The sequence below is a fragment of the Enterobacter sp. JMULE2 genome (assembly GCF_013337145.1).
Lineage (GTDB): Bacteria > Pseudomonadota > Gammaproteobacteria > Enterobacterales > Enterobacteriaceae > Enterobacter > Enterobacter mori.
The window spans coordinates 55823-76412 of record NZ_SGWD01000019.1; the positions used below are offsets into that span (position 1 = coordinate 55823).

30 protein-coding genes and 1 pseudogene are annotated in these 20590 nt (G+C 54.7%); 2 read left to right on the plus strand and 29 right to left on the minus strand.

All coding sequences use genetic code 11. From position 1 onward, the window contains the following. Positions 1–37: 37 nt before the first annotated feature. From EXW94_RS27255 to EXW94_RS27325, 15 genes are all read right to left on the minus strand, one after another. Positions 38–1051 (minus strand): hypothetical protein, encoded by a 1014-nt coding sequence (locus EXW94_RS27255; RefSeq protein WP_174341631.1) that lies wholly within the window; start codon positions 1049–1051, stop codon positions 38–40. Continuing rightward, positions 1042–1320 carry a hypothetical protein gene (locus tag EXW94_RS27260; RefSeq protein WP_254797918.1) on the minus strand — a complete coding sequence of 93 codons (279 nt, stop codon included), beginning with the start codon at positions 1318–1320 and terminating at the stop codon, positions 1042–1044. Before EXW94_RS27260 ends, EXW94_RS27255 begins: the two co-directional genes overlap by 10 nt. Further along, a complete protein-coding gene (locus EXW94_RS27265) occupies positions 1311–1703 on the minus strand; it encodes a hypothetical protein (protein WP_174341632.1) in 393 nt (130 codons plus the stop codon). Before EXW94_RS27265 ends, EXW94_RS27260 begins: the two co-directional genes overlap by 10 nt. Further along, positions 1700–2335, minus strand: coding sequence for a type-F conjugative transfer system protein TraW (traW, locus tag EXW94_RS27270; protein WP_174341633.1), 636 nt, complete (start codon positions 2333–2335; stop codon positions 1700–1702). Before traW ends, EXW94_RS27265 begins: the two co-directional genes overlap by 4 nt. After that, the gene (gene trbI, locus EXW94_RS27275; protein ID WP_174341634.1) at positions 2332–2745 is read right to left on the minus strand and encodes a type-F conjugative transfer system protein TrbI; all 414 of its coding nucleotides are present in this window, start codon (positions 2743–2745) and stop codon (positions 2332–2334) included. Before trbI ends, traW begins: the two co-directional genes overlap by 4 nt. Continuing rightward, positions 2742–5351: a type IV secretion system protein TraC gene (gene traC / locus EXW94_RS27280; protein ID WP_174341635.1), complete on the minus strand. Its 2610-nt coding sequence runs from the start codon at positions 5349–5351 to the stop codon at positions 2742–2744. Before traC ends, trbI begins: the two co-directional genes overlap by 4 nt. Beyond that, positions 5348–5533: a hypothetical protein gene (locus EXW94_RS27285; RefSeq protein ID WP_049013038.1), complete on the minus strand. Its 186-nt coding sequence runs from the start codon at positions 5531–5533 to the stop codon at positions 5348–5350. Before EXW94_RS27285 ends, traC begins: the two co-directional genes overlap by 4 nt. Further along, a complete protein-coding gene (traV, locus tag EXW94_RS27290) occupies positions 5530–6084 on the minus strand; it encodes a type IV conjugative transfer system lipoprotein TraV (RefSeq protein ID WP_174341636.1) in 555 nt (184 codons plus the stop codon). The genes EXW94_RS27285 and traV overlap by 4 nt, the downstream gene beginning before the upstream one ends. A gap of 58 nt (positions 6085–6142) precedes the next feature. Beyond that, positions 6143–6538, minus strand: a complete 396-nt coding sequence (locus EXW94_RS27295) for a hypothetical protein (protein ID WP_174341637.1) — start codon at positions 6536–6538, stop codon at positions 6143–6145. A gap of 85 nt (positions 6539–6623) precedes the next feature. Then, positions 6624–6911, minus strand: coding sequence for a hypothetical protein (locus EXW94_RS27300; protein WP_174341638.1), 288 nt, complete (start codon positions 6909–6911; stop codon positions 6624–6626). Positions 6912–6924: 13 nt separating this feature from the next. Beyond that, entirely contained in the window at positions 6925–8328 is a 1404-nt protein-coding gene (gene traB, locus EXW94_RS27305; protein ID WP_174341639.1) for an F-type conjugal transfer pilus assembly protein TraB, read from the minus strand. Further along, complete coding sequence (traK, locus tag EXW94_RS27310; protein WP_174341640.1) at positions 8325–9065, minus strand: type-F conjugative transfer system secretin TraK; 741 nt, start codon at positions 9063–9065, stop codon at positions 8325–8327. The genes traB and traK overlap by 4 nt, the downstream gene beginning before the upstream one ends. Before the next feature lie 11 nt (positions 9066–9076). Continuing rightward, positions 9077–9658: a TraE/TraK family type IV conjugative transfer system protein gene (locus EXW94_RS27315; RefSeq protein ID WP_174341641.1), complete on the minus strand. Its 582-nt coding sequence runs from the start codon at positions 9656–9658 to the stop codon at positions 9077–9079. A 5-nt stretch (positions 9659–9663) separates the two neighbouring features. Then, positions 9664–9966 carry a type IV conjugative transfer system protein TraL gene (gene traL / locus EXW94_RS27320; protein ID WP_154878216.1) on the minus strand — a complete coding sequence of 101 codons (303 nt, stop codon included), beginning with the start codon at positions 9964–9966 and terminating at the stop codon, positions 9664–9666. 3 nt (positions 9967–9969) lie between these two features. After that, positions 9970–10323, minus strand: coding sequence for a type IV conjugative transfer system pilin TraA (locus EXW94_RS27325; protein ID WP_174341642.1), 354 nt, complete (start codon positions 10321–10323; stop codon positions 9970–9972). 195 nt (positions 10324–10518) lie between these two features. Here EXW94_RS27325 and EXW94_RS27330 point away from each other — a divergent pair, with 195 nt between their 5' ends. Continuing rightward, on the plus strand, positions 10519–11157 hold the full coding sequence (locus EXW94_RS27330) for an Arc family DNA-binding protein (RefSeq protein ID WP_174341643.1): 639 nt from the start codon (positions 10519–10521) through the stop codon (positions 11155–11157). Positions 11158–11193: 36 nt separating this feature from the next. On the opposite strand, the gene EXW94_RS27335 is transcribed toward EXW94_RS27330, so the two are convergent. After that, the gene (locus EXW94_RS27335; protein WP_174341644.1) at positions 11194–11589 is read right to left on the minus strand and encodes a conjugal transfer protein; all 396 of its coding nucleotides are present in this window, start codon (positions 11587–11589) and stop codon (positions 11194–11196) included. A gap of 573 nt (positions 11590–12162) precedes the next feature. On the opposite strand from EXW94_RS27335, the gene EXW94_RS27340 reads away from it, so the two are divergent. Further along, positions 12163–12702 (plus strand): lytic transglycosylase domain-containing protein, encoded by a 540-nt coding sequence (locus tag EXW94_RS27340; protein WP_254797919.1) that lies wholly within the window; start codon positions 12163–12165, stop codon positions 12700–12702. 28 nt (positions 12703–12730) lie between these two features. Here the strand turns inward: EXW94_RS27340 and EXW94_RS27345 are convergent, their stop codons facing one another. The 13 genes and pseudogenes from EXW94_RS27345 to EXW94_RS27400 form a co-directional block, all read right to left on the minus strand. After that, positions 12731–13552: a DUF932 domain-containing protein gene (locus EXW94_RS27345; protein ID WP_125366769.1), complete on the minus strand. Its 822-nt coding sequence runs from the start codon at positions 13550–13552 to the stop codon at positions 12731–12733. A gap of 16 nt (positions 13553–13568) precedes the next feature. Then, entirely contained in the window at positions 13569–13862 is a 294-nt protein-coding gene (locus tag EXW94_RS27350) for a hypothetical protein (RefSeq protein ID WP_023345480.1), read from the minus strand. An 877-nt stretch (positions 13863–14739) separates the two neighbouring features. Continuing rightward, positions 14740–14862, minus strand: coding sequence for a type I toxin-antitoxin system Hok family toxin (locus tag EXW94_RS27355; protein WP_224776414.1), 123 nt, complete (start codon positions 14860–14862; stop codon positions 14740–14742). Beyond that, positions 14807–15022 (minus strand): annotated as a pseudogene (locus tag EXW94_RS28430) (DUF5431 family protein); the annotation flags it as partial. The gene EXW94_RS27355 and the pseudogene EXW94_RS28430, both read right to left, overlap by 56 nt. A gap of 133 nt (positions 15023–15155) precedes the next feature. After that, complete coding sequence (locus tag EXW94_RS27360; RefSeq protein ID WP_074164953.1) at positions 15156–15380, minus strand: hypothetical protein; 225 nt, start codon at positions 15378–15380, stop codon at positions 15156–15158. Next, positions 15377–15607: a hypothetical protein gene (locus EXW94_RS27365; RefSeq protein WP_045343947.1), complete on the minus strand. Its 231-nt coding sequence runs from the start codon at positions 15605–15607 to the stop codon at positions 15377–15379. Before EXW94_RS27365 ends, EXW94_RS27360 begins: the two co-directional genes overlap by 4 nt. Then, positions 15604–16335 carry a plasmid SOS inhibition protein A gene (locus EXW94_RS27370; protein WP_174341645.1) on the minus strand — a complete coding sequence of 244 codons (732 nt, stop codon included), beginning with the start codon at positions 16333–16335 and terminating at the stop codon, positions 15604–15606. Before EXW94_RS27370 ends, EXW94_RS27365 begins: the two co-directional genes overlap by 4 nt. Then, positions 16332–16766, minus strand: coding sequence for a conjugation system SOS inhibitor PsiB (gene psiB / locus EXW94_RS27375; RefSeq protein ID WP_174341646.1), 435 nt, complete (start codon positions 16764–16766; stop codon positions 16332–16334). Before psiB ends, EXW94_RS27370 begins: the two co-directional genes overlap by 4 nt. A 37-nt stretch (positions 16767–16803) precedes the next feature. Next, on the minus strand, positions 16804–18816 hold the full coding sequence (locus EXW94_RS27380; RefSeq protein WP_174341647.1) for a ParB/RepB/Spo0J family partition protein: 2013 nt from the start codon (positions 18814–18816) through the stop codon (positions 16804–16806). 67 nt (positions 18817–18883) lie between these two features. Beyond that, the gene (locus EXW94_RS27385) at positions 18884–19249 is read right to left on the minus strand and encodes a hypothetical protein (RefSeq protein ID WP_032641231.1); all 366 of its coding nucleotides are present in this window, start codon (positions 19247–19249) and stop codon (positions 18884–18886) included. A 43-nt stretch (positions 19250–19292) separates the two neighbouring features. Next, a complete protein-coding gene (locus tag EXW94_RS27390; RefSeq protein WP_174341648.1) occupies positions 19293–19565 on the minus strand; it encodes a hypothetical protein in 273 nt (90 codons plus the stop codon). A gap of 498 nt (positions 19566–20063) precedes the next feature. Continuing rightward, the gene (locus EXW94_RS27395) at positions 20064–20210 is read right to left on the minus strand and encodes a hypothetical protein (RefSeq protein ID WP_174341649.1); all 147 of its coding nucleotides are present in this window, start codon (positions 20208–20210) and stop codon (positions 20064–20066) included. A 156-nt stretch (positions 20211–20366) separates the two neighbouring features. After that, positions 20367–20564, minus strand: coding sequence for a hypothetical protein (locus EXW94_RS27400; protein ID WP_032663705.1), 198 nt, complete (start codon positions 20562–20564; stop codon positions 20367–20369). Positions 20565–20590: the final 26 nt, after the last annotated feature.

The window sequence follows — 20590 nt, forward strand, 5'->3', positions numbered from 1 at the left end:
GTGAGCACCGAACATCCTGAATGGCAGCACGGTTGAATTATTGGGTTGTTTTTGCAGGCATCACAGCGAAAGCATAACCGCTGTCATCTTCGTAGCACGCTCCGCTGACTTCACCCTGTGCAATCCTGTGTGCGGCCTGCTCTATAAAGAAGGCAAGCGTACCCTGTGTATAAAATCTCCCTCCCTGTACCCGGACAATGAAATGCCGGTGTCCAGATGTCATGAAGAGTGGAAAATGTCCTTCGGTGATATCGTCCGGAAGCTCACATCCCGCGGGAGAATTAAACCAGCCAGGCGGCTCGTCAATCTCCTGCTGCCGGACCTCATAATTCAGCTCGCTGTTCACCACGTCAGCGACAGTACACGTCGGGTGATGGGGGAAAGATGGCTGCATTCTCACTTTTTCAGCAACGTCATTGATGATGCTCACCACATCTCTGGTCAGTACAGCCTGTGTGGCCCTGACATTGATGGCTACCTGTTTTAGCGGAAAGGATGTCGGGGCGAATTCTGGTACCGGTTCTGTAATGTACCAGCCCTCATGAGCACATCCACGGATAAGTACATTGAGCAGCATGCCAGCGTACCCGTCGTTCACCGCGTCATCTTCAATGTCTTTCGTCCTTTGTTCAGACATTCTTGGTGACGTGTACCACTGCCGCGCCCGAAAAACCCAGCGACTGATCGTCAGTCTGTCTTCCAGTGGTATTGCCACCACACGCCGGGATCTATCACGCGTCAGTTCGTAGCCCGTTTCAGTCAGACCGTTTTCCAGCCCGCGAAGCATCGCCTGGTATAATTCCCGGTTAGCAAAGGCATGTACAGCTTCAGCATGTCGGGCACTGCCAAACTGGGCCGGCGGAACGGGCATTCCCGGTCGGCTCTCCCACGCCCGGCGCTCACGCCGGGCACCTGCCAGGTACTGAACAACAAGCCAGCCAGTGAGCAACCCAACCACGACAAGAATACCGGTCAGGCCTTCAGTGTCGCGCAAACAGGTAAGTACCCCCTGTAGCCCCTCCGGACCGGTGAAGCAGCTGATTAGCGCCATGCGTTCATCTCCTCCATTCTGTTGCGGATAAGCCTGACGAGGTAGAGGGGAAACGCCTCATCACGTTTTTCCGGCGCTATCGGCTGAAGCTGGTTCTCCACGCACCACTGACGCCAGGCACCGGCAATCAGCTCCGGTTGCCATGATGCAATTTCAGGGTACAGCTTACAGAGGCGATTCACATCTTCGTCGCAGCCTTTGGTTTCAGCATTGTAGCCAGTCATGCGGTGAGGCATTCCCGGCACCGCTGCATCGTGTCTTAGTGACATTCGGTGCTCTCCTGCCCTTCCCCCGCAAATAACCTGTCGAGACGTTCGGAAAGTGACAGCATCTGGCCCTTTTTACGTTTCGCGCTGTCCTCGGCCCGCATGTTCTCCAGTAAGAGGTGAATGATGTAGTCCGGGAAACGTTCATCTCGTTTCGACGGCTCCCGGGCTTCCTGCTGATGCTGATCGCACCAGTGAAGCCAGGCTTTAGTGACCAGCACCGGATGCCAGGAATCCAGCTCCGGATACAACGTTTTGAGCCGCTCTGCCGTCCCCATTCGGGATGTAACAACTGAGGCTTTACGGGGTTGTTTAGCATAGCGGCGATGCGGAGTGATGGCCTGCCGCAGGTGTGGAAACAACTCTCCTAATGTGGTTGCGCTCATTTTTTTGCTCCTGATACCGGAATTTCTTCTACTTTCATCACGCGGCCGTCGCGTGAGATACGCGCGGGGACGTGCTCAAAACCAAATTTACGCGTCAGTACGCCTGCCTGGTCGAAGTAGATACGTTCGTTCAGCGCATCGCTGGTTTCCTTAATGTTGCCGTTCACCAGGATCACCTTCAGGTTCGTCTGGCCGGCAAGCTGCTGCCGGGTCCAGTTCACCTGCTCTTCATCATCGCCATCGATGAAAAGGAGCACCTGACTGAAAGGCACCTTATCCAGAGGATTGACCGTGTCGCCCTTACGGGCGATCACGTTGCCCTGCATGTCAGTGATCGTCTCCTTCACAGTAAATGTCGGGTCCCAGGCAAAGCTGCGGTATTCCTTCGCTTTTGTGAGGCCTTCCACCGGCGTCGGACGAACCGCATGCTCCTTCACCCTGTCCGTTGCCTCCCTGCGCAGGCGGTCAAGTTCGCCCGTCTGCTCCATTCCTTTCAGGCGGTTCTGGATAAAGGCCAGCATGTCCTGCTCGGTTGGTTCAAAAACGTTACCCCAGGTACCGAGGTCCTTCGCCCCGCTGCCCGTGGACAACGTCAGAAGCAGCATGGCCATCAGCTGTAGTCGTTTTTTCACTGCCCCCCCTGGATGCGTCGCGCAACATCGGTCCGGATCTCGCTGGTGATATCACGCTGTGAACTCATCACCGCCGGTTTCACCAGGATGATGGCATTATGTGAAGCCTGCCATTCCCCCAGACTGTCGGTCAGCGCGGTATTAAAGCGCGTCGTCAACGCCCGGGCCTTGTCTTCATCAAGCTGCAACTGGGCGGACTGCTGCATGAAAAGGTCAATCGTGTTTTTCATATCGAAAACCACGATCTCCGGGGTGACGGCTTTCGCCGTCACGTATGCCACACCGGTCATCGCCAGTATTCCCGCTAACCCCAGCAAACCACCTTTCATCCAGCTGGACGTCCTGCTGACCATCGCTGCGCCATCCCGGACGTTATCGACGCCATATGGCTTTTCCTGTTGTTCACTCATGCCGCTTTAACCCATTCCTCAAGTTCACGAAGTTCACTGCCGAATTTCTTCTCCGCCAGCAGATATGCCGCTTCTTCCGCAGTGGCCCCGGCCTCTCTCTGCAATTTCTGCATGAAGGCAAAGTCTTCACCACGCGAGCTGAACATGGCGCGCGTAACGGGGTCGACGAACAGACGGTGGAAGGAGCTGTATTCACCGGCACTTATCAGCAGGGAGCTGTAGCCGGTCTGTAGCGCAGGCTGGAAGCCACGTATAACTTCTTTTTCCATGTCCGAGAACTGATCCGGGTTATCGGCAAGGTACTGTTTAAACGCCTTCGCATCCTGCAACAGGGTGATTTTGGTGGAGCTGTTGTTCCAGGCCGCTTCTGCTTCCTTACTGGCGCTGAAGTCCTTGATACCCTGGGTGATGGTGATGAACGCGCCACGGTGACGACGCACGGTGCGGTAGCCAGTTTCGATAAACCGTGCCGCGTGCGGGTTAGAGCCACCCAACAGGCGCCAGGCCTCGTCGATGATGCAGACCTTTTTGAGGTCGCGCGGGCTGTGGTACATCTTTTCCTGAATCGCCAGGATGAGTGAAAACAGGATGGACGAGAGTAACTTCGGCTTGTCTTCCAGGCTCAGCAGCTCCAGCACCGCGAAGCGGGTGTCACCATCGAGCGTCGGGTTGTCAGCGTTGAAGTATTCGCCGTCCGGCCCCCAGGTGCAGTAGGTATCGAGCAGCATGGCCAGCTCAGCGAGGCGTGCGATGATAGTCGGCTTGTCTGCAAATGCCTGATTGATGTCCTCATTGGTCAGGTAGTTATGGACGTCATCGATACGGGCTTTGCTTCCTTTTTTCTCCCACGCATCCATCACCGCTTTCTGCAGAATCGCTTCACAGACACCGTCCAGCGGCTGAGTCGGGCTTGCCAGCACCGTCAGCAGGCGCACAATACCTTCCGCAGAATGGTTGATGTCCTTGACGTTGGCGAACGGGTTAAAGCGCAGCTTCGCGCCGTCAAGATAAACCCCGCCGGCCTGATGACAGTAGTTCTTGTAACTGTCACCCATGTCAATTACCCAGGCGTACCCCCCGGCATTCAGCACGTCACGCAGAATACCCTGCGTCAGGAAGGATTTTCCCGCGCCTGAAGTACCGGTCACGGCGATGTTAAAGTTGGTGCTGCCGTTCTCCTCACCAAACATGTCGAAAAATGCCACCTGGTTGCGGTATGTCGGCAGCGGCATACCCACGTTGGACAGCTGGCGTTCAGCCACGACCGGCATCAGACTCACCGCGTTCCATGATTTGGCGCGCAGCGTTGCGCCTGTCATCTTCAGGTCTTCCCACATCCCTTCCTGCATAACAAACGGGAAGCCTGCCAGCCAGTTACGCATCTGCTGGTAATGCACTGTCACCATCTCCAGTTCATTTTTGCGAAATACGTTCACGGCAGCCAGTTCGCAGGCCTGCGCGTCGGTATTATTGTCAGGCGCAAACAGGGTCAGGTTGAAATAGGTATTACAGAGCGCAATTTCGTTACTGCTCAGCTGTTCACGAGTACGCCGCCATTCTTCCGCCGCTTTCTTGGTATTGGGGAAAAGAGCCGCGTAGGCAGAGTTGGCTTTTTTTGACAGGTCCTGGTCTTTACGGAACGCCTCACTCTGGCTTTTGGTCTGCTCCTCCAGCTCGGTAGTCCAGGTCAGCATAAACGGGCAGGGAATGCCGAGGTCGGGAAACCGCAGATTCTGGAGGTTATCAGCCCCCTGCCAGAGCGCAAAACGACGCGGATTTTTGCTGAGCTGCATATTGATGATGCGGCATGACGATGCCGGCATTCGCGTCCCTCCCGTATCGAAGGTCTCCGGCAGTTCCATCCGGATATGAGACGGATGCACCTTAAGGTCAATACCCGGGTCAACTACCTGGCGGTTGAGTTTCTCGTCTTCGCTGTAGTCCCCGGAAGAGGTCAGCACCTGCTCCTGACGGTAGTTCATCTGCTCTCGTACCGCAGACAGGAAACCATTCACATCGACGTTCATGCTGTCGATACGCGCGGCCCCCAGGGATACGCGGATGGTGTTGCGTATCTGAATCAGGTCATCAATCACCCGCTGCGTCTGGGAGGCGCGTTTCAACGGCTGACCATAGACAAGAAAGATACGGTAGTTGCGCAGATAGAGCGGGTATTCGCGTTCGTTGGCCAGACCGTGCAACGCAGAGCGCTGCCAGAACGCGCGAGTGATTTTATTGAGATGATCGGCCATCCCGCCTTTCCACATGTCATTACTCACGCCGCGATCGATACGCTCACCGACGCACTTGCTGGCAAGGAGAATGACAGTCACCGGAGTTTTGCGAGGCAGCTTTTTGCGCAGCATGTCGTCCAGCGCGGCCATGACCTGTTCGTTCGCACCGGGTAACGGAGCAGCTTCCATCATGAAACCCGCAGAGCCGGCATTGACGAAAATTTCATTTGTATCGTCGTAGTACCGGTACGGCAACGCAGCAACCAGGGACGGATAGTCCCATGTCTGGGAGAGGTTATTTCGTGCCGTGGCAGCACCGTCTTCCTGCCCGCCGTTTTTCAGCATATCCATCAGGCTGTCAACAAAACTCATTTTCGGCCCTCCGCTGCTTCCCGGATCAGTTCGAGACGACGCTGACGAGCCTCCTCGGTGAGACTGACGCTCACCGGTACATCAGCGTTCAGCTCCATTCTGTATGTGGAATTACTCAGCATTTTTCCTTCGGCCATCATGCTAAGTTCAGCCAGCGATGAATCGTTACTGAATCCGATCATTCTCCGCCCTCCCCGATAACGCGGTAGCTCTCATCCCAGTGGGATTTGTTTTTTACGAACTCGACCACAGCTGGCTGATGAAAGTTGTCGTCAGTGTCCACCCAGGGCGCAATCCACAGGCGCTGCGTCGCATCAGGAATACGCTGGGCGGGGACGTGACCTGCTGTGTTGACTGCAACTGGCGTTGCATGACTGGCAGAAGCCAGAGGTGTCACCAGAGAACCAGACGTCCCCGCCGGGGCAGTAGTAACAGGACGAGACGCAACCGGCCTGGCAGTGGTCGTTCCGGTTGCTGCGACGGAGACAGGTCGGAACGGATTCACGACCGGAGCCTGATTTCGCAGTGCCGGCAGGGTTTCACCCGCAGGCTTTTTTGCGGCTTTATCGGCCGTCAGGTCATCCAGACTTTTACCCTGTGCGGCCAGCCTGTTGGCCTCACCGGTCGTCAGACACTGGTCGGTGGCAGTCTTGTTACAGTCAAAATCAGAATTGAGACCGGCGCAGCCGGTCAGTGCGCTGCACAGCAGTGCAGCACCCAGTAGTTTTTTCATGGGATAACTCCGGTTTTAGTTCAGGGGGTCTTCAGGGAGGGGTAATACTCAATTTTCATTATTTGCAGTTGCACTGAAGCACAGTGAAAACCAGCTGTGCAGCAAGGCTTCCAAACACGCCGGCATAAAACACGTCCAGCGTCAGAAAGTTCAGGTTCATCTGGATAAAGCCATAAATACTCGCCACTATCAGCATTCCGCCCCAGGGAACGACTGAACCATACATAAAGAACCCTTCATCGCGTTTGTTAAAGGCAGAGCCGCTAAAGCATACGAGGAACACGCTTAAGAGCAGGGAAACTCTCCAGGAGACCCATCCCATATCACCCACGCCTTTAAGATTGAGCACTGCCCACACTGTCATTTCGAGAGTGAATACCAGTGCAGGAATGAGGATATAACGATAGTCGTGCAGGCTTTTTAGCAATAAAGAACGTGTTCTGATTGCAGACATAATCACTCCGGCGAAATGAATTACAGGAAAAAAGTGATGAGCAGACAGTTATTACGCTCTTCATCACGCATTCCGGCTTCCTTATTTAACGGTTACCGTCGTCTTCTCCTCCCGACGCCTTTTTGCTGTCGATGTCAGGTCTGTTGTAATACTCAGGTGCGATACACCACAAAATACCGCCTGTACCAAATGCAACGATGCTCCATATGCTGTTGTGGCTTTGCCCGTAGAAAAAAAGGCATACCACGGCTACCATGCATAAGAGCAGAAACGCTCCGTACAACCGGTCGGCCAGCTTCCTTTTTTTGCTTACGTTCACATCCTTTGTTTTGTGGTCGGACACACCCTTCTGCGATGTTCTTTGTCCCGCCATCTGCGTTTCCTCATCAGTTGATGGTGTCACCGAGGCGCAGCTGGCTGGCCTGGCGGAGAACGTCGTCCGGGTTGATGTTGCCGACGGAGGTGGTGCCGGATGCTGTGGTCTGGCTCGCCGGCTGCGGAGTCACGGCGTTCTGCGCGGCGTTGCCGGCTTTCTGCATTTCCTCTTTCGCCTTCGCGTCCTCAGCATCCTCGATGGTTTCAAGGCGGAAGCCTTTCTGGAACACAACAGTAACCAGGTTGCCGGCACCAATATCAATTACCGGGTGATACTGCTCAGCGCGCTTAATCCAGTACTGGCTCAGCGTATCTGCGGCCTTACTGGCTCCGCCGCCAAAGCCCTGCTTAAACACATCTGCCGCGCCAACGTCAGCTGTGGCGCCGATGCCCACGGATGGCGTTGCCGCCGATTTGATACCCTCGCCAAAGCCAGACAGGAGGCCTGCTGCCCCCGCATAGCCGACAATCATGCCGTTTCGCATAACGGGCTTGCCGCGAACACCGCCTTTCCCCTGGTAGCTGACATGGCCATCGAACTCCATATCGACGTGCTTGCCGTTCTTCAGCACGCAGCTGATTGTCTTCGTCCGGACAACGCCACGCTCACTGGAGATATCACCCCAGATTTCACCCACCACAAAGCAGCCGTCTGCGCTGTACTCTTTGTTGTTCGGCATCTGGATATTGCCCAGCAGGCGGATGGTGACTGGCTGGGTGTTCTGCTGACCGGTGACGCTGGCGTTGGCGTCAGCGCCTTCAATCAGGATGGCGTCGGAGAACGAACCCGACGGAATCCAGGGGAGTTTGGTTGGCTTTTTCTTCAGGCTTTCATAGCTGAATTTTGTGGTCGACAGCCCGCCCGTCATACGCTGGCCTGAGCCGCCCGGATAGAACCCTGCGCCCTGCCCCATGTTGACACCAGTGGCGGCCGGTGCTCCTGTGGGGGTGACAGTGTATTCGGGAGGTCGGGCCTGACCGGCAGCAACAGGGCCGGGGAGTGGTGTTCCGTTCTGACTGGCAGGTGGTGTCTGCTGGCCGGTGGTCGCGTTGCTGCCGGGGGCTTTCGAGAGCTGGTCATTCAGGCGCTGAATTTCTTCATCCTTTTTGGCCAGCTTCTGTTCAGTAGTGAGTTTGTTCTGCTCAAACTGCTGTGCGAGTGTTGCAAGACTTTGCTCAAGTGCTGAGGTCTTTGCCTGCTGTTGCACCAGCGCTGCGTCACTAACCTGCTGGTTAAATGTTGCCGTGACCACACCGGTCAGGTTTGGGGCTGCAACCGGTGCGGGTTGTTTCTGAGCCTGCTGATACTTGCCGTACCATATGACACCCCCCGTTGCAGCTGCGCCCCCCATGATAACGGCGGCAAGGATGGCCAGTTGCTTACGGCGGGTTTTCAGATTTTCATTCAGATTCATGGGCGGGTGTCTCCGTCATCTGAAAACACAATCCAGGCGTAGCCTTCGCCACCGGCGTACAGTTTGTTTTGTGACAGCATCACGGCTCTGACGCCCTTGCGCCAGAAGTCACGCTCGCGCAGGTCGCGGGTGATGTTTCCGGGGTTGTTCATCCGGAAGCGCACGACACGCAGGTGGTTACCTACAAACTGGCGTTCCGGTGTCAGGTGTACATCGCTGGCGGGTGTGTATGCCGGCATGCGGCTGACCGGATATTCCTGGTAGTCGTCCGGTGCCTGGCCGTTGACTACGGCGCGGGACAGTGCGACCAGCGTTTTTTCGTAGGTCTGCCCTTCTTCCCATGCTTTCGCATCGTCGTTCTTGCGAAGTGGTGGTGACATAGGTGTGAAACGCAGTGTTTTACCGTTACCCGGCTGTGGCCTGACATTGAGGCTCAGCGATGAACCGCGGTCAGTCTGGATGAATAGCGTGAAGTTCTGGGCGACAAGCGGAGACAGAATGAGCGCTCCGTCCTCGGTCTGGCTTTGGTCATACGCACCGGTTGGTCCGCTGATGCTGGTTATGAGTTCTCCGTCGACAACAACCTTGCTCGGGTTGGTGTTGCTGAGTGTAACGCTAAAGGCGGCGTCGTTCTCAAACGGAATGGCTGCGGGTGCGGAAGCGGCCCGGAGGCCGCCTGTGAATAATCCCGCTGCCAGAAACACAGCAGCAGCTGCCGGTGAAATGCGAAATTTCATGGGCAGTCCTGTCAGTTAGTGGTGGACACCGGCTGAAGTTCTTCGAAGCTGTGGAGGTTAATCACACCGTTCCGGTAACTCAGCTTCAGTCGGTAGGTTTTTTCCTGGTCTTTCAGTGGAGTGATGATTGCGCCGTTTGTGGTGGAGGATTTCAGTACCCCGCTGTACTGCACGGAGCCATCGTCCATGACGCGAATTTCTTTCGTGTCGAACTGGGTGGTTATGCCCGCTTTCTTGATGCGTTCAGCTTCAATGTCCAGAGATTTCTTGAGTACGTCCCGCTCGGCGGAAGGGGCGAATCCAAGTATCATTTTCTGGTTGTTGTCGATGTTTTCCGGGCTTACGTTCAGTCGCCAGTAAATAAAGGAAGCAGCGAATTGTGTCAGGCCGGTGGCATCTACACTTTTTGAATCGGATGCAAATGGGCGGTTAAACGTTAATGGCGTGGTGATGGTTTTCTGGGTGGTGGCGAAATACCATGCCAGTGAGCCAGTCAGTACATTCCCTGCGCCCATGAGTAAAGTTAAGGCTGAAAGACCAATAAACGCATAGCGGAGTTGTTTATCGCGCTCTCCTTTAATATTCAGTTTCATGAAAACTATGCCCTCCAGTGACGGAAACTTGAGTCGGGTATCTGGCGAAAGGTGACTTTGAATAAAAGTGACGGCAGGTGCCAGTAGCAGAAATTAAGTAGCCAGTATGACCCCTGCCCTTTTTTCAGATATCGGACGAGAAACCAGAGCAGGCCTGCAATTACTCCAAGCTCGACCGACATGTTGTTAAGCACCCCCAGTAAGATAAGGGGTGCGGTAACAATTAGCTCATCAATCGGTAAGCCTAAATAACGTTCCTGCTGGTTCAAAGTTTCCGGGAAGTAGTATTTATCTTCTTCCCTGTTCATCATTTAACTCGCGATGCCGAAGGCGACACGGGTAAAGATGATTGCCATCACGATACCGACGAATACCAGCGGTGAGCGAGCCTTGATGTAAATAAACAGGCCCATGATGATTTCGGCAATGTAAAACCATTTAATCAAGGATGAGCCAGAGCCGAAGGTGGAATTAACTGTGGTGTTCTGTGAGGAAAGAAGGTCGGTGCCGCTGGCGAATGCCGGGTGAGTGACCATAAGTGCAATTAAAAAAGCGCCTGCTGACTTTAAGTAAAATTTAGTCTGGCGATTTTCGCGTGCTTTGCGGAATAAAGACGCTACCGCCCATCCCTTACCGACGTTAAGGGCACTGCCTTTGGTTGACATGATTGTTTTCTCCGAAGTAAACAAAAGTGAATCGCGTAAGTGCTTGTTTACGCGGGCGCAATTGTCCCATGACCCTAAAAAAAAAAACCGTGACGCATGTCACACTTTTTGGAATCATTCAGATTTATCCGAATATGTAAGTGAGTAGGCTTTGTTGACCAGAAAGTTCGGAAATGGCCTCCGGGATCTATAGCTATGAAAGTTAAAGAGAAAATGTGGGATGGTCGCGGCCGTCCACGTAAGTTCCAACCGGGTGAAGCGGTGGAGTGGCGATTGCGTGCTCCGGATAATCTGCTTATGGAGTTGAGAATATGTGCCAGGGCTGGCAACAGAAGTGTGAATGAGGAAATTATTGCCAGGCTTTTGTTGTCGCTGAATTATCAGCCGGGCAAGCCTGTCATTAAAACTGCTGAAGGTGAGCGGCTTATTGCACTGGCGGTGAGATTTGAGGAGTGGCTTGGGCAATTGCTTGATAGTGAATCTATTGATGTTGCAAAGGGAATTAATTCCTCGCCCAAGCAGGAGCAATTATGGATGTGGCGAGAGGGTGAAAGAGTTTTGCTTCCGGGGAAAACAACCGGATATAGCATGCGTATTCCTGAGAATCTGGCAGATGAAATCAGGGCAATGGCGAAGGTGCATAACCGTGGTCTGAATGACGAAATGCTAACCCGCCTGATGAATACTCTGGGTTATTTTACGGAAAGGTTGCTTGACCAGAACGAGGATGCGCAGGCGCTTAAAGTTCTCTGTATGGAGTTTGAAGTGTTCCTGAAGGAAAAAATTAAGGAGGTGGAGAAAGGCGACCTTCCCTGGGATGAAAAACCGTCTTAGTGATCGATGCGAGCCGGGGTTGTCCGGCTCGCAGTTTTATTCTTTTTCGTTGATGAAGTGCCTTGCTTCCGCTTCGTTCTCGGCTGTGTTTATACCGCTTATAATCATATCAAGCGTGTCTTCCAGGCGTCCTTCGCCGTCTTTTCCTGTCATTTTTAAATACATCTCAGCAAGTAGTGTGGCAATGAGAACTGTACCCTCGCGTGAGCCGGCTGCTTTTCTTATGACGTCTCTGCGATATCCTTCGATATCAAACTGATTGCCGTCCTCGCCATCGCGTTTATAAACAAGCAGTCCAAGCCGGATTAATTCGTTGCAGGTGGCTGATATGTTTGCTTCTCCAGCATTCGCGCCGTTTTGCAGGTCTTGCTGAACAATATCACGAACTTCGCGTTCAATTTTATCTTTAAGGTAGATGCCGACTCTTCCCATATTTCTTACCTGTTTTAAGTTAGTGTCGGAACCGACACTATGTGTGGTCTGTTGGTGGATAACCAGATTGCTGTGCAAGGCTGTAATGGGTTGATACTGCTGCGAATTTGTGTTCTATACAGTAGTACAATCCAGCACTAAGATGTGCGGCAGTGTGACACTGTGCGATATATAATTCAATGTAATTACAGCATATCTACAATTGTACGATACATGTGTGACATACCGACACTAACAGGTATCAGGATTATACGATAGTGTAGTGTCGGTATGTACGACATTAAACGGCCATATTTTATATGCGCGTAAATTTCTTACAGGCATCCACCTGAAATTAAAAGAAAAATCTGCAAGACGAAGTCTTGCGTGGGGTGTGATGTTTTAAAGGGTTAGTAAAGAGCGGCATGTTAATACCGTCTACTGCTCTGACATGTTTATTTCGGACAGGTGTTAAATCCCCTCAGGAGAGCGCTCACGCGCGTTTGTAGTGAATTAACTTGATTACGACGATCCGCCGGGGTATTTTTTAAGGCTACTCTCCAGAGCCCGTGTATTTCGTTAAAAGGCCAAACCATGAAAATATCGATACTGCCTGCGGCATTACTGACCCTTTCCATGTCTGCTGGCGCAGCTCCACAAATGTGCTTTGATCAGGCCGGGAAAGATTATCAAATTGATCCACTGCTGCTTATGTCAATTTCGATTAAAGAGAGCCATCTGGTACCGGATGCGATAAATGGATCAAACAGGAATGGGACAGAAGATGTCTGCGGTATGCAGGTAAACAGCTCTCATTACGGTAAACTTAAAAACTTCAATATTACCCGTGAGCGCCTGTTGAATGATCCATGCATCTGCGTTTATACGGGGGCATGGGTACTGGCGCACAACTTCAGGTCATACGGAAAAAACTGGGACAGCGTAGGGATGTATAATACTGGGCCGAGCAAAAAGCTCATCGCGAAGCGCAAGGCCTATGCTCTGGATATCAAAAATATATATCGTGTATTGCTGGCAAGAAAAAAGTTACTTTCTGAACGTCTGGCGCCAGCTGCGGGAAAGGAGCATGAGATTAAAATTGCGGATACGGCCTCGTTACATAGCGGACAGTAAAAAGCCGCTCTGTTGAGCGGCTTAATTTTCAGGCCTTCAGTTTTGCAAACTCCTCAGCCATTTTCCATAGAACCTGATTTAATTTGATGTCACCATCAATTCCGGTGACTTCCCGCGTTCTGGTCAACTTCCCTTTTTGCGTTCTGCCACGAATCCCCCCACGGATCACATTTTCCTGCACCACGTTAAACGTGGTCCATAAATCCTGGCCTCTGTCGAGTACCCGGCGGGGGTTAATAATTTGCTCCGGCGTAATCGGCGCTGGTTTTCCATCGTATTTAAGTTCCAGGGCGGTCGCACCAAAAAGGCGCTGCTCAGGCAAAGTGAGCTGAATGCTTTTCATGAGGTCAATATTTTCATCAACCGCGTCAAATGTTTTCAGCACCGTGTAAGCGCCTTCAATAACCTGCCCGACAATATCCCCTTTGTGGGGCACACGGATTTCACCAAAATCCTTCCATGCAACCAGACCATTACTGCAAACCTGACGGAACATACCGGGTATCATTTTATAGCTGCTAGAACCATCATGGCTATTCAGCAGAATAATTTCCGGTACTTCTTTTCCGTTAATCTGGTCATGACGGCGCAGGCGAAGCATATGCTTTGTAAAGTCGCGTTTATCCTGGTCACGTGTACGTGACTGAGTTGCATAATAAGGCTGAAAACCTTCATCACGTAAGCGATCAAGAATGTTAATGGTCGGGATATATGTATAACGTTCAGAGCGTGAATCGTGTTTATCCGATGAGAACGCGCTCGGAACGATGAGCTGTAATTCCTCATTCGTCAGCGGACGGTCTTTACGGATCGAGGTAGGCATACGATAGCGGCTTGCGAAACTGACCATTTTTATTTACTCCTGATTATTTAGTTAGTGATGAAGAAATAACACGGTGAAAATTATCCAGCGGCATTGCAGCTGCCACCGGGCGACCATCTACAACCCAGACAGAGATATAATCCGGGCATTCGTCATTTATTAACGTCAGCTCAGTGGCATTCTCTGGCGGCGTAAAAATTGCCGGTTGTGGCTCCCCTTCCGATGCTGCCAGGACCCAGCAAAACAGATCCGTGAACTGGGACGTGGTGAGGTTTGAATCACATCTTCCGGTAGATTCTTGAGCGGCGGTTTTGACGTTGACGTTTCGTGTGTGCATCCTGGTTTTCTCCTGTGGTGATGGTTGTCCATCTCCCTGGTGAGTTCTCTCGCGGCAAAGGGCAAAGGAGCAACGGCGAAGGGAGGAAGGAAAGGGGCGGAGACTAAAGTTTTTGCGGCACGCAAAAACTTTTGGCGGAGTGCATTTCACCCCTTGGATGACGACCCGACGGTGCTACGACAAGCCCTCCGCGTGAGGACGCACGGGGGATGGCCTCACCGGGGGAACAGGATGCACACACCCGACACGTCGGAACGGCGTGGCGCCATTAAAGCGACGGCATCAGCCGGCGCAGTGAAGGCGTTCCGGACGGCACGGCCGGAGAAGCCGCAGCCTTTGACCTTTGCCATCAGACCCTAGCCGTATGGCCCGAAACCCGGAGGGGTTCGGCGGAGCCCGGCGGGTGCGCAGCAGCCGCCCTGGCGGAGTGGGGCTCGACGACCGGACAGCAGCGCTGGCCGGGAGCCGAAGGGGGCCATCGCCCTGCCCTGTTTTCGGGTTATGGCCACTGAGCTGCAGCTGAGAAAGTTAACCAGCAGGACGCCGGATATGACGCCCGGGATGAAGAACACAGGGAAAACCAGGCTGAAGCCAGGTACAGGCAGGTAACTCATGGCGCGCTGACTTCAGCAAAATCAGGCAGGAAAGGCTGGAGTGTGGACAAGGCGGAGGGAGCAGAGGGGCAGCGCCGAAGGCGCGTCCCCCTTCCCCCGTTCCCCGCAGGGGAACAGCCCTTCCCGGAAGTTCAGGCGTGCGGTCGCGTCAGGAAGGAAAAAGGGGCTACCGGTAAACCGGTAACCCCTTCATAAAGGCGCTTCAGGCATGTCCAGACAGCTTCAGCCCCTTAATGGCGGGGGTTTCCCCCCGCCGGGGTTGGCTACTTAGCGGATTCGTAAGCCATGAAAGCCGCCACCTCCCTGTTCGTGTCCCTGTAACGGATTTCGCAGAGCGATTTCCGTGTCAGGTAAGTGAATATCAGCAGTGTGAGACACACAATCAATACACACCAGATCAGGGTATTTCGTGGCAGTTTCATAGCCGTCTTCTCCTTGCCTTGCGGCAGCTAAGAGGCTATTCTGTTGGTGTCTAGTCAAGCAGATGGCCTCGTTTGGTTGGTTAATGAAAATTAACTTCCTACGGGGCTTTCTTCTTTTTGCCACACAACCGGTAACAAACCACCTTCACGTCATGAGGCAAAAAGCCTCAAGCGCCATCGCCATTATATCCCGTTGTCGATCATCTGCCCAGGAATAACAGTCTGAAAACTGTATAAATCCTCATCATTTTTCCGCGTCATTCAGCTCCTGAAATCCCCAGCGCCTCACGAATCTCAGCGGCTCGCTGTTCGCTTCCGGCGGTCACGCCGGCGTTATAGACAAGGCTGATCAACTCCTGCAACATTTCCCAGTCATCCCGCTCCAGCCGGGCATCAAGACGGTACAGGATCTTCCCGCTTTCAGCATGCCGGAACACGGTTCCTGTCTCTTTTTTGTCGAACCTGCGGCTGATAATGCTCAATAGCCCTCCCGGTTATCCGTACCTTCTGACCACTCGCGGATCTGGTCTTCGAGCGCCTCAAGATGCCTGTCTATACTCTCAGCCAGCTGCTCGCTTTCGGTTTCCAGCCAGCCACTGAGTCCGTCCCACTCGCAGCACATCTTTTTCAGCTTTGCCGACATGGTACGGAGCTTGTTACGCTGGCTGCGGGCGACTTTCAGCTCCGTCTTGCAGGGATTATTTCTCATTCTGCCCCCTGCTGATACCGCAACTTGTTCGGCACCTGCCAGCGCTCAGCAGTACGGACAGATTCCGGAGTCTCCCGCACGATGAACGGGATTTCGTACATCACTGCATACAGCGGCTCGCCGCTGATGCGAAGCCAGTCAAGTTCCTTCAGCGACGTGAACCGCGACTGCCAGCGCCAGAACGGTGCGGCAAGATCTGCCGCGTCAAACTCGTCGCTCCACCGGGTGTACCAGGTGCAGACGGTTTCCGGTGACTGAAAATTCAGGTCGATTTTTGCCTGCTCCAGCAGGTTCTGGCGCAGTTTCCAGCGCTGTTCGTACTCGCGGGACTGGCGGCGCAGCTGGCGCGTGGTCTTAATGCCGGACCTGTGCAGCCGTCGACCCGTGCGGGTGTGCATGACTTCAGGAAACAGTTCGGCCTGTACATCAATCGTGAGCGGCAGCGGGCAGGCTTCACCACTGGTGGCGATCATGGTGTTAAGCGCCTCCTCGACCTGTTTCAGGTTCGAATGACGGTTATTTGGCACCCAGTGCAGGCCAGGTATTTTATTGGCCACCGTGGCGTTGAGACGCCCGCTGCCCGTGAGAAGGCGCAGAAAGGTACGCACATACGGCATGGCGGGCAGTCTTGCACCGCGTTCGCGGGCAGACTCAACATGGTTGATAGCCTGTATTGCAGCCTGACGGGCGGGCTTCAGGGAAACGAGCGCGTGTGAGGACGGGATCATGCTGTCACCTCCGCATTCATCAGCTTCGCCACGGTGCGGGCAGTGCAGTTAAAACGGCGCATACCTGCCAGCTGCGCGATCAGCTGATTTATCCGGTCAGGCTGGAGCGTGTCGCTCTGGTAAAGGGTACGCACCACTTCACCGCCGGAGGATAGCAGCACCAGAAGCCAGTACGGCGAGACTTCGCCGGGACTGCACACGCACAGATGCCAGTCATCACTGCCGTCCGCGCTGAAGCGGCACTGGACAGGGAAGAAGCCGCCGAACTCGCTGCGGAACTCGGCGCTGACGCACCATCCTTCAGGTGTCGACAGGAGGCCGGTCACGGCATCGCTGAAGGTGCGGCGCGCGTCCTCGCCCTGCTTACGGATAAACTCCAGGTCGGATGCGGTCAGGGTGTTGATTCGGTTCAGGTCATATTGCATGGTCATGTCTGTTCCCGCCGCCCGAAGGCGGCGGCCTCCGGTATTAAGCAGCGTGGTCAGTGGTATCAGCGTCGGTTTCGGTGGCTTCTTCAGCCTCAGCGGCTGGTGCTGTGCGCACCATCCAGTCAGGCAGCCAGCCCTGAGCATTCAGATCCTGCTCGGCGGCCTTCGCCGCATCGCGGCGCTTGAGCTTCACAACTTCACCCGCACGGGCGCTGAGTCCGGCTTCTTCATAGGCTTTGCCAATCTGGGAAATCGTGAGCTTACCGAAGTAGCTCTCGGCATCCGGCTGCCACCATTTGCGCAGGTCAAAGTCCAGCGCTGCTTCCAGCCCGTCCAGTTCGCTTTTCTGCGTATGGTTGTACATACGCTCCTGAATACCGTTGATACCGTGTGCCGCACAGAATCCCAGCAGGGTGTTCACCTGCTCTGCTGACCATGACAGCAGCCAGGTGAAATCGAGATGCCAGTTTTCGGGCAGCGTTGCCTGAAGCGCTTTTTTCTGTGCATTGAGCGCCGTCAGCGCCTTCCCTTCTTCACCGGATGGAGCCAGTGATGCAAGGTGATACTGATTCGAGGACACGGAGGCTTTCAGCGGTTGGCTGCGCTTGCCGTGTGTGCGATCAAATAGCGCAAGACACAGCGTCCACGTCAGGAGCGCCACCGATACATCGGGGCGACCCGCCAGTTCCGCCTGAACGGCAAGAGTGCGCTCCGCAGACATGGCCTTAACCAGCGTTGCCGGATAGGCGTCAGCGGGAATGTCAGGCGTGGTGTGTCTGATCACATTGCTTTCACGCTCCTGACGCGCCTGTTCTTCAGCTGCCCGGTCTTCGTCGGTCAGCTTGCGGATACCTGGCTGAACCCGAAAATTGTTACCATCCCATGACACCCAGATACCGTGGGCGGCGCGAAATTCCGGCGTGGCTTCGCGATACTCTGCCTCGCAGTAAATGTCATCGATCTGCTGCTGAAGCTCGTATTCGTCATCGTAGGTTTCAGTAGCATCTCTTTGTTCTTCCAGCTCACTGACGCGCTTCTGTTCTTCTTCCGTCAGGACAGCTTTCGGCATGGCAAAACGGTACAGTTCAGCGTCCTCACCGCTAAAGCGTAGTTCCGTCATACGGTACTCAGCCCAGCCCCAGCCCTGCTCCTGCTTAACGCGGGCGGCGAGCACGGTGAGCTTGCCAGCCAGCAGAGATTTCACCAGCGCCGCATCGGCAAAGGTGCTGTCCTTGTCGCTGAACAGGTCGGCGGTCAGCGTACCGCCAGCGGCGGTATAGGCTTCCTCGCCCACATACTCAAACATAGGGTGACTGATGGCCATCTTGTCGTCAGTCACCATTTTGCGCAGGGTCTGTACGGCTGGATCGCGCCACTGTTCAACAGCCTCTTTCCAGACCTGCTCCTGACGCTCATGCGTATCAGCAAGTGTCAGGACTTCACACTGTTCAAGGGAGATTTCATCCCGCGCCAGCGCATCCAGCAGGGAGGGGGCAAGATTCGCCAGCTTCAGGCAGCGCTGAACGTAGCGCGGGTGGTAGCCCATCAGTGCGCCGATCTGAGAGGCCGTTTTACCTTCCTGCTGAAGGGTCCGAAAACCGATAATTTGCTCGGCGGGATGCATGTTTTTACGTCGACCGTTCTCGATCATCGAGGCCGCCACCGCCATCTCCACGGGCAGGACTTTCACCGGAACAAACGGCGTGTCTGCATCGAGCACACCGCGCATCACCAGAATGCCTGTGCCTCTGCGGCGGCCTTCCCCGCCGACAATGCCGATCGTACCGTCCGGCAGTTCTGCACCGATCAGGTTTTGCAGGATGCCCATTGCCTGAATGCTGTCTGCCATCTCTTCCACTTCCTGATCGGTATGCGGAATGATGCGCGTGTTTAAGTCCGTGTGTGACAGGCGGGAGTACGGGAAGATTTGCACAGGCGTATCAGCGAGCAGCTGGACGAGCTTCTGCTCGGTAGACTGCGCGATTTTTTCCGCAGATTTTGTCTGACGGGTGGTCTTAGCTGGTTTTTTTGCCGTAGTATTGGTGGCGACCATGATTTTTACCTCTCAGTGATAGTTGTGGTTAGCCGTGGCCGGAGTGCGATCCGGTCACGGCACTCGGTTAACCGGTAATGCGTTTCGGGTGTGCTGCCAGTGCTGCAAAGGACGGATAGCCATCAAGAACCTGCATCATGACTTTTGCCCCTTCCAGCATCGCTTTATCCGTTACGCTGCCGCTGTTTTCACACACGTTGATCGTTGCCACGATCCCCGATTTCACATCTGAAAAACGCTCATACATGCGGTTGCTGAACAGGACACGTTTCCCTCCTGCCATCACCTGCCAGTTGTTGCAGTCGTTAAAGCGGGTGTCCACGTTGTCAAACTCGACCACGTGGGTGTCGCTGGCCTGAATGCGCAGCAGCTTCACGATTTCGGTGCTCTGCCCGACCTTACGGGTCGCCGGACGGGTGTTAAGGTTCTGCATTTTTCCTCCTTCTCTGGGTTAAGGCCGGACATCCGGCCTCCGGTTAAAGCTGCACGTATTGCAGATTGCGTTTCAGTTCAAAAAGAAAATCCGGTTCAAACGACCAGGCGCGCCAGTTAAGCGTTCCGTTGGTGCGGATCTCCACCTGCACGTCGCCGTATCGGGACACGTCGGACAGGGTGACGGTGACCCCCGCCTTCAGCGAAGTGGCCTGAGCCACCCACTCCCGTGCGGCAGAAACAGGGCTTTGTTCTTCCCCCATCTTCCTGGAAGATTCTTGAGCGGCGGTTTTGACGTTGACGTTTCGTGTGTGCATCCTGGTTTTCTCCTGTGGTGATGGTTGTCCATCTCCCTGGTGAGTTCTCTCGCGGCAAAGGGCAAAGGAGCAACGGCGAAGGGAGGAAGGAAAGGGGCGGAGACTAAAGTTTTTGCGGCACGCAAAAACTTTTGGCGGAGTGCATTTCACCCCTTGGATGACGACCCGACGGTGCTACGACAAGCCCTCCGCGTGAGGACGCACGGGGGATGGCTTCACCGGGGGAACAGGATGCACACACCCGACACGTCGGAACGGCGTGGCGCCATTAAAGCGACGGCATCAGCCGGCGCGGTGAAGGCGTTCCGGACGGCACGGCCGGAGAAGCCGCAGCCTTTGACCTTTGCCATCAGACCCTAGCCGTATGGCCCGAAACCCGGAGGGGTTCGGCGGAGCCCGGCGGGTGCGCAGCAGCCGCCCTGGCGGAGTGGGGCTCGACGACCGGACAGCAACGCTGACCGGGAGCCGAAGGGGGCCAGAAGTGGGATTCAGGTGTTTTCAGAGGATTTGCTGATCGGGTTTCAGAGCCGCCACGCCACGCCACGCCACGCCACGCCACGCCACGCCACGCCACGCCACGCCACGCCACGCCACGCCACGCCACGCCACGCCACGCCACGCCACGCAGGACCGTATCTGTGACAATTTGCCCTCACAATGCCTTTCATGTGCATCTCCACGGGCTTACATCAGGGCGGGAGGGGGCAGCGCCGCAGGCGCTGGCCTTGCCGTCCGTCAGCCCGAAGGGATGACAGGGTTTTCGCGCGCGAACAGGCGGCGCATATGCCCCGCCCGGATTATTTACTGTGCATCCCCCTCACCGCCCTGGAGAATGAAGTGGCCGCAAAGATAGACGGCACACTGGCGGGTAGCCGATTCGCAGATCTCATCCAGCACTTTCGCTGTGGTTACGGGGCTGAGTCCGGATTCGCGACGTCGCTCGTTGATGAGCGTTTTATACTGGCGCAGGATGCTGCGGGTTTCCGGTGACAGTTGCATGGTGTTCTCCTTTTTTCAGTTTCCGG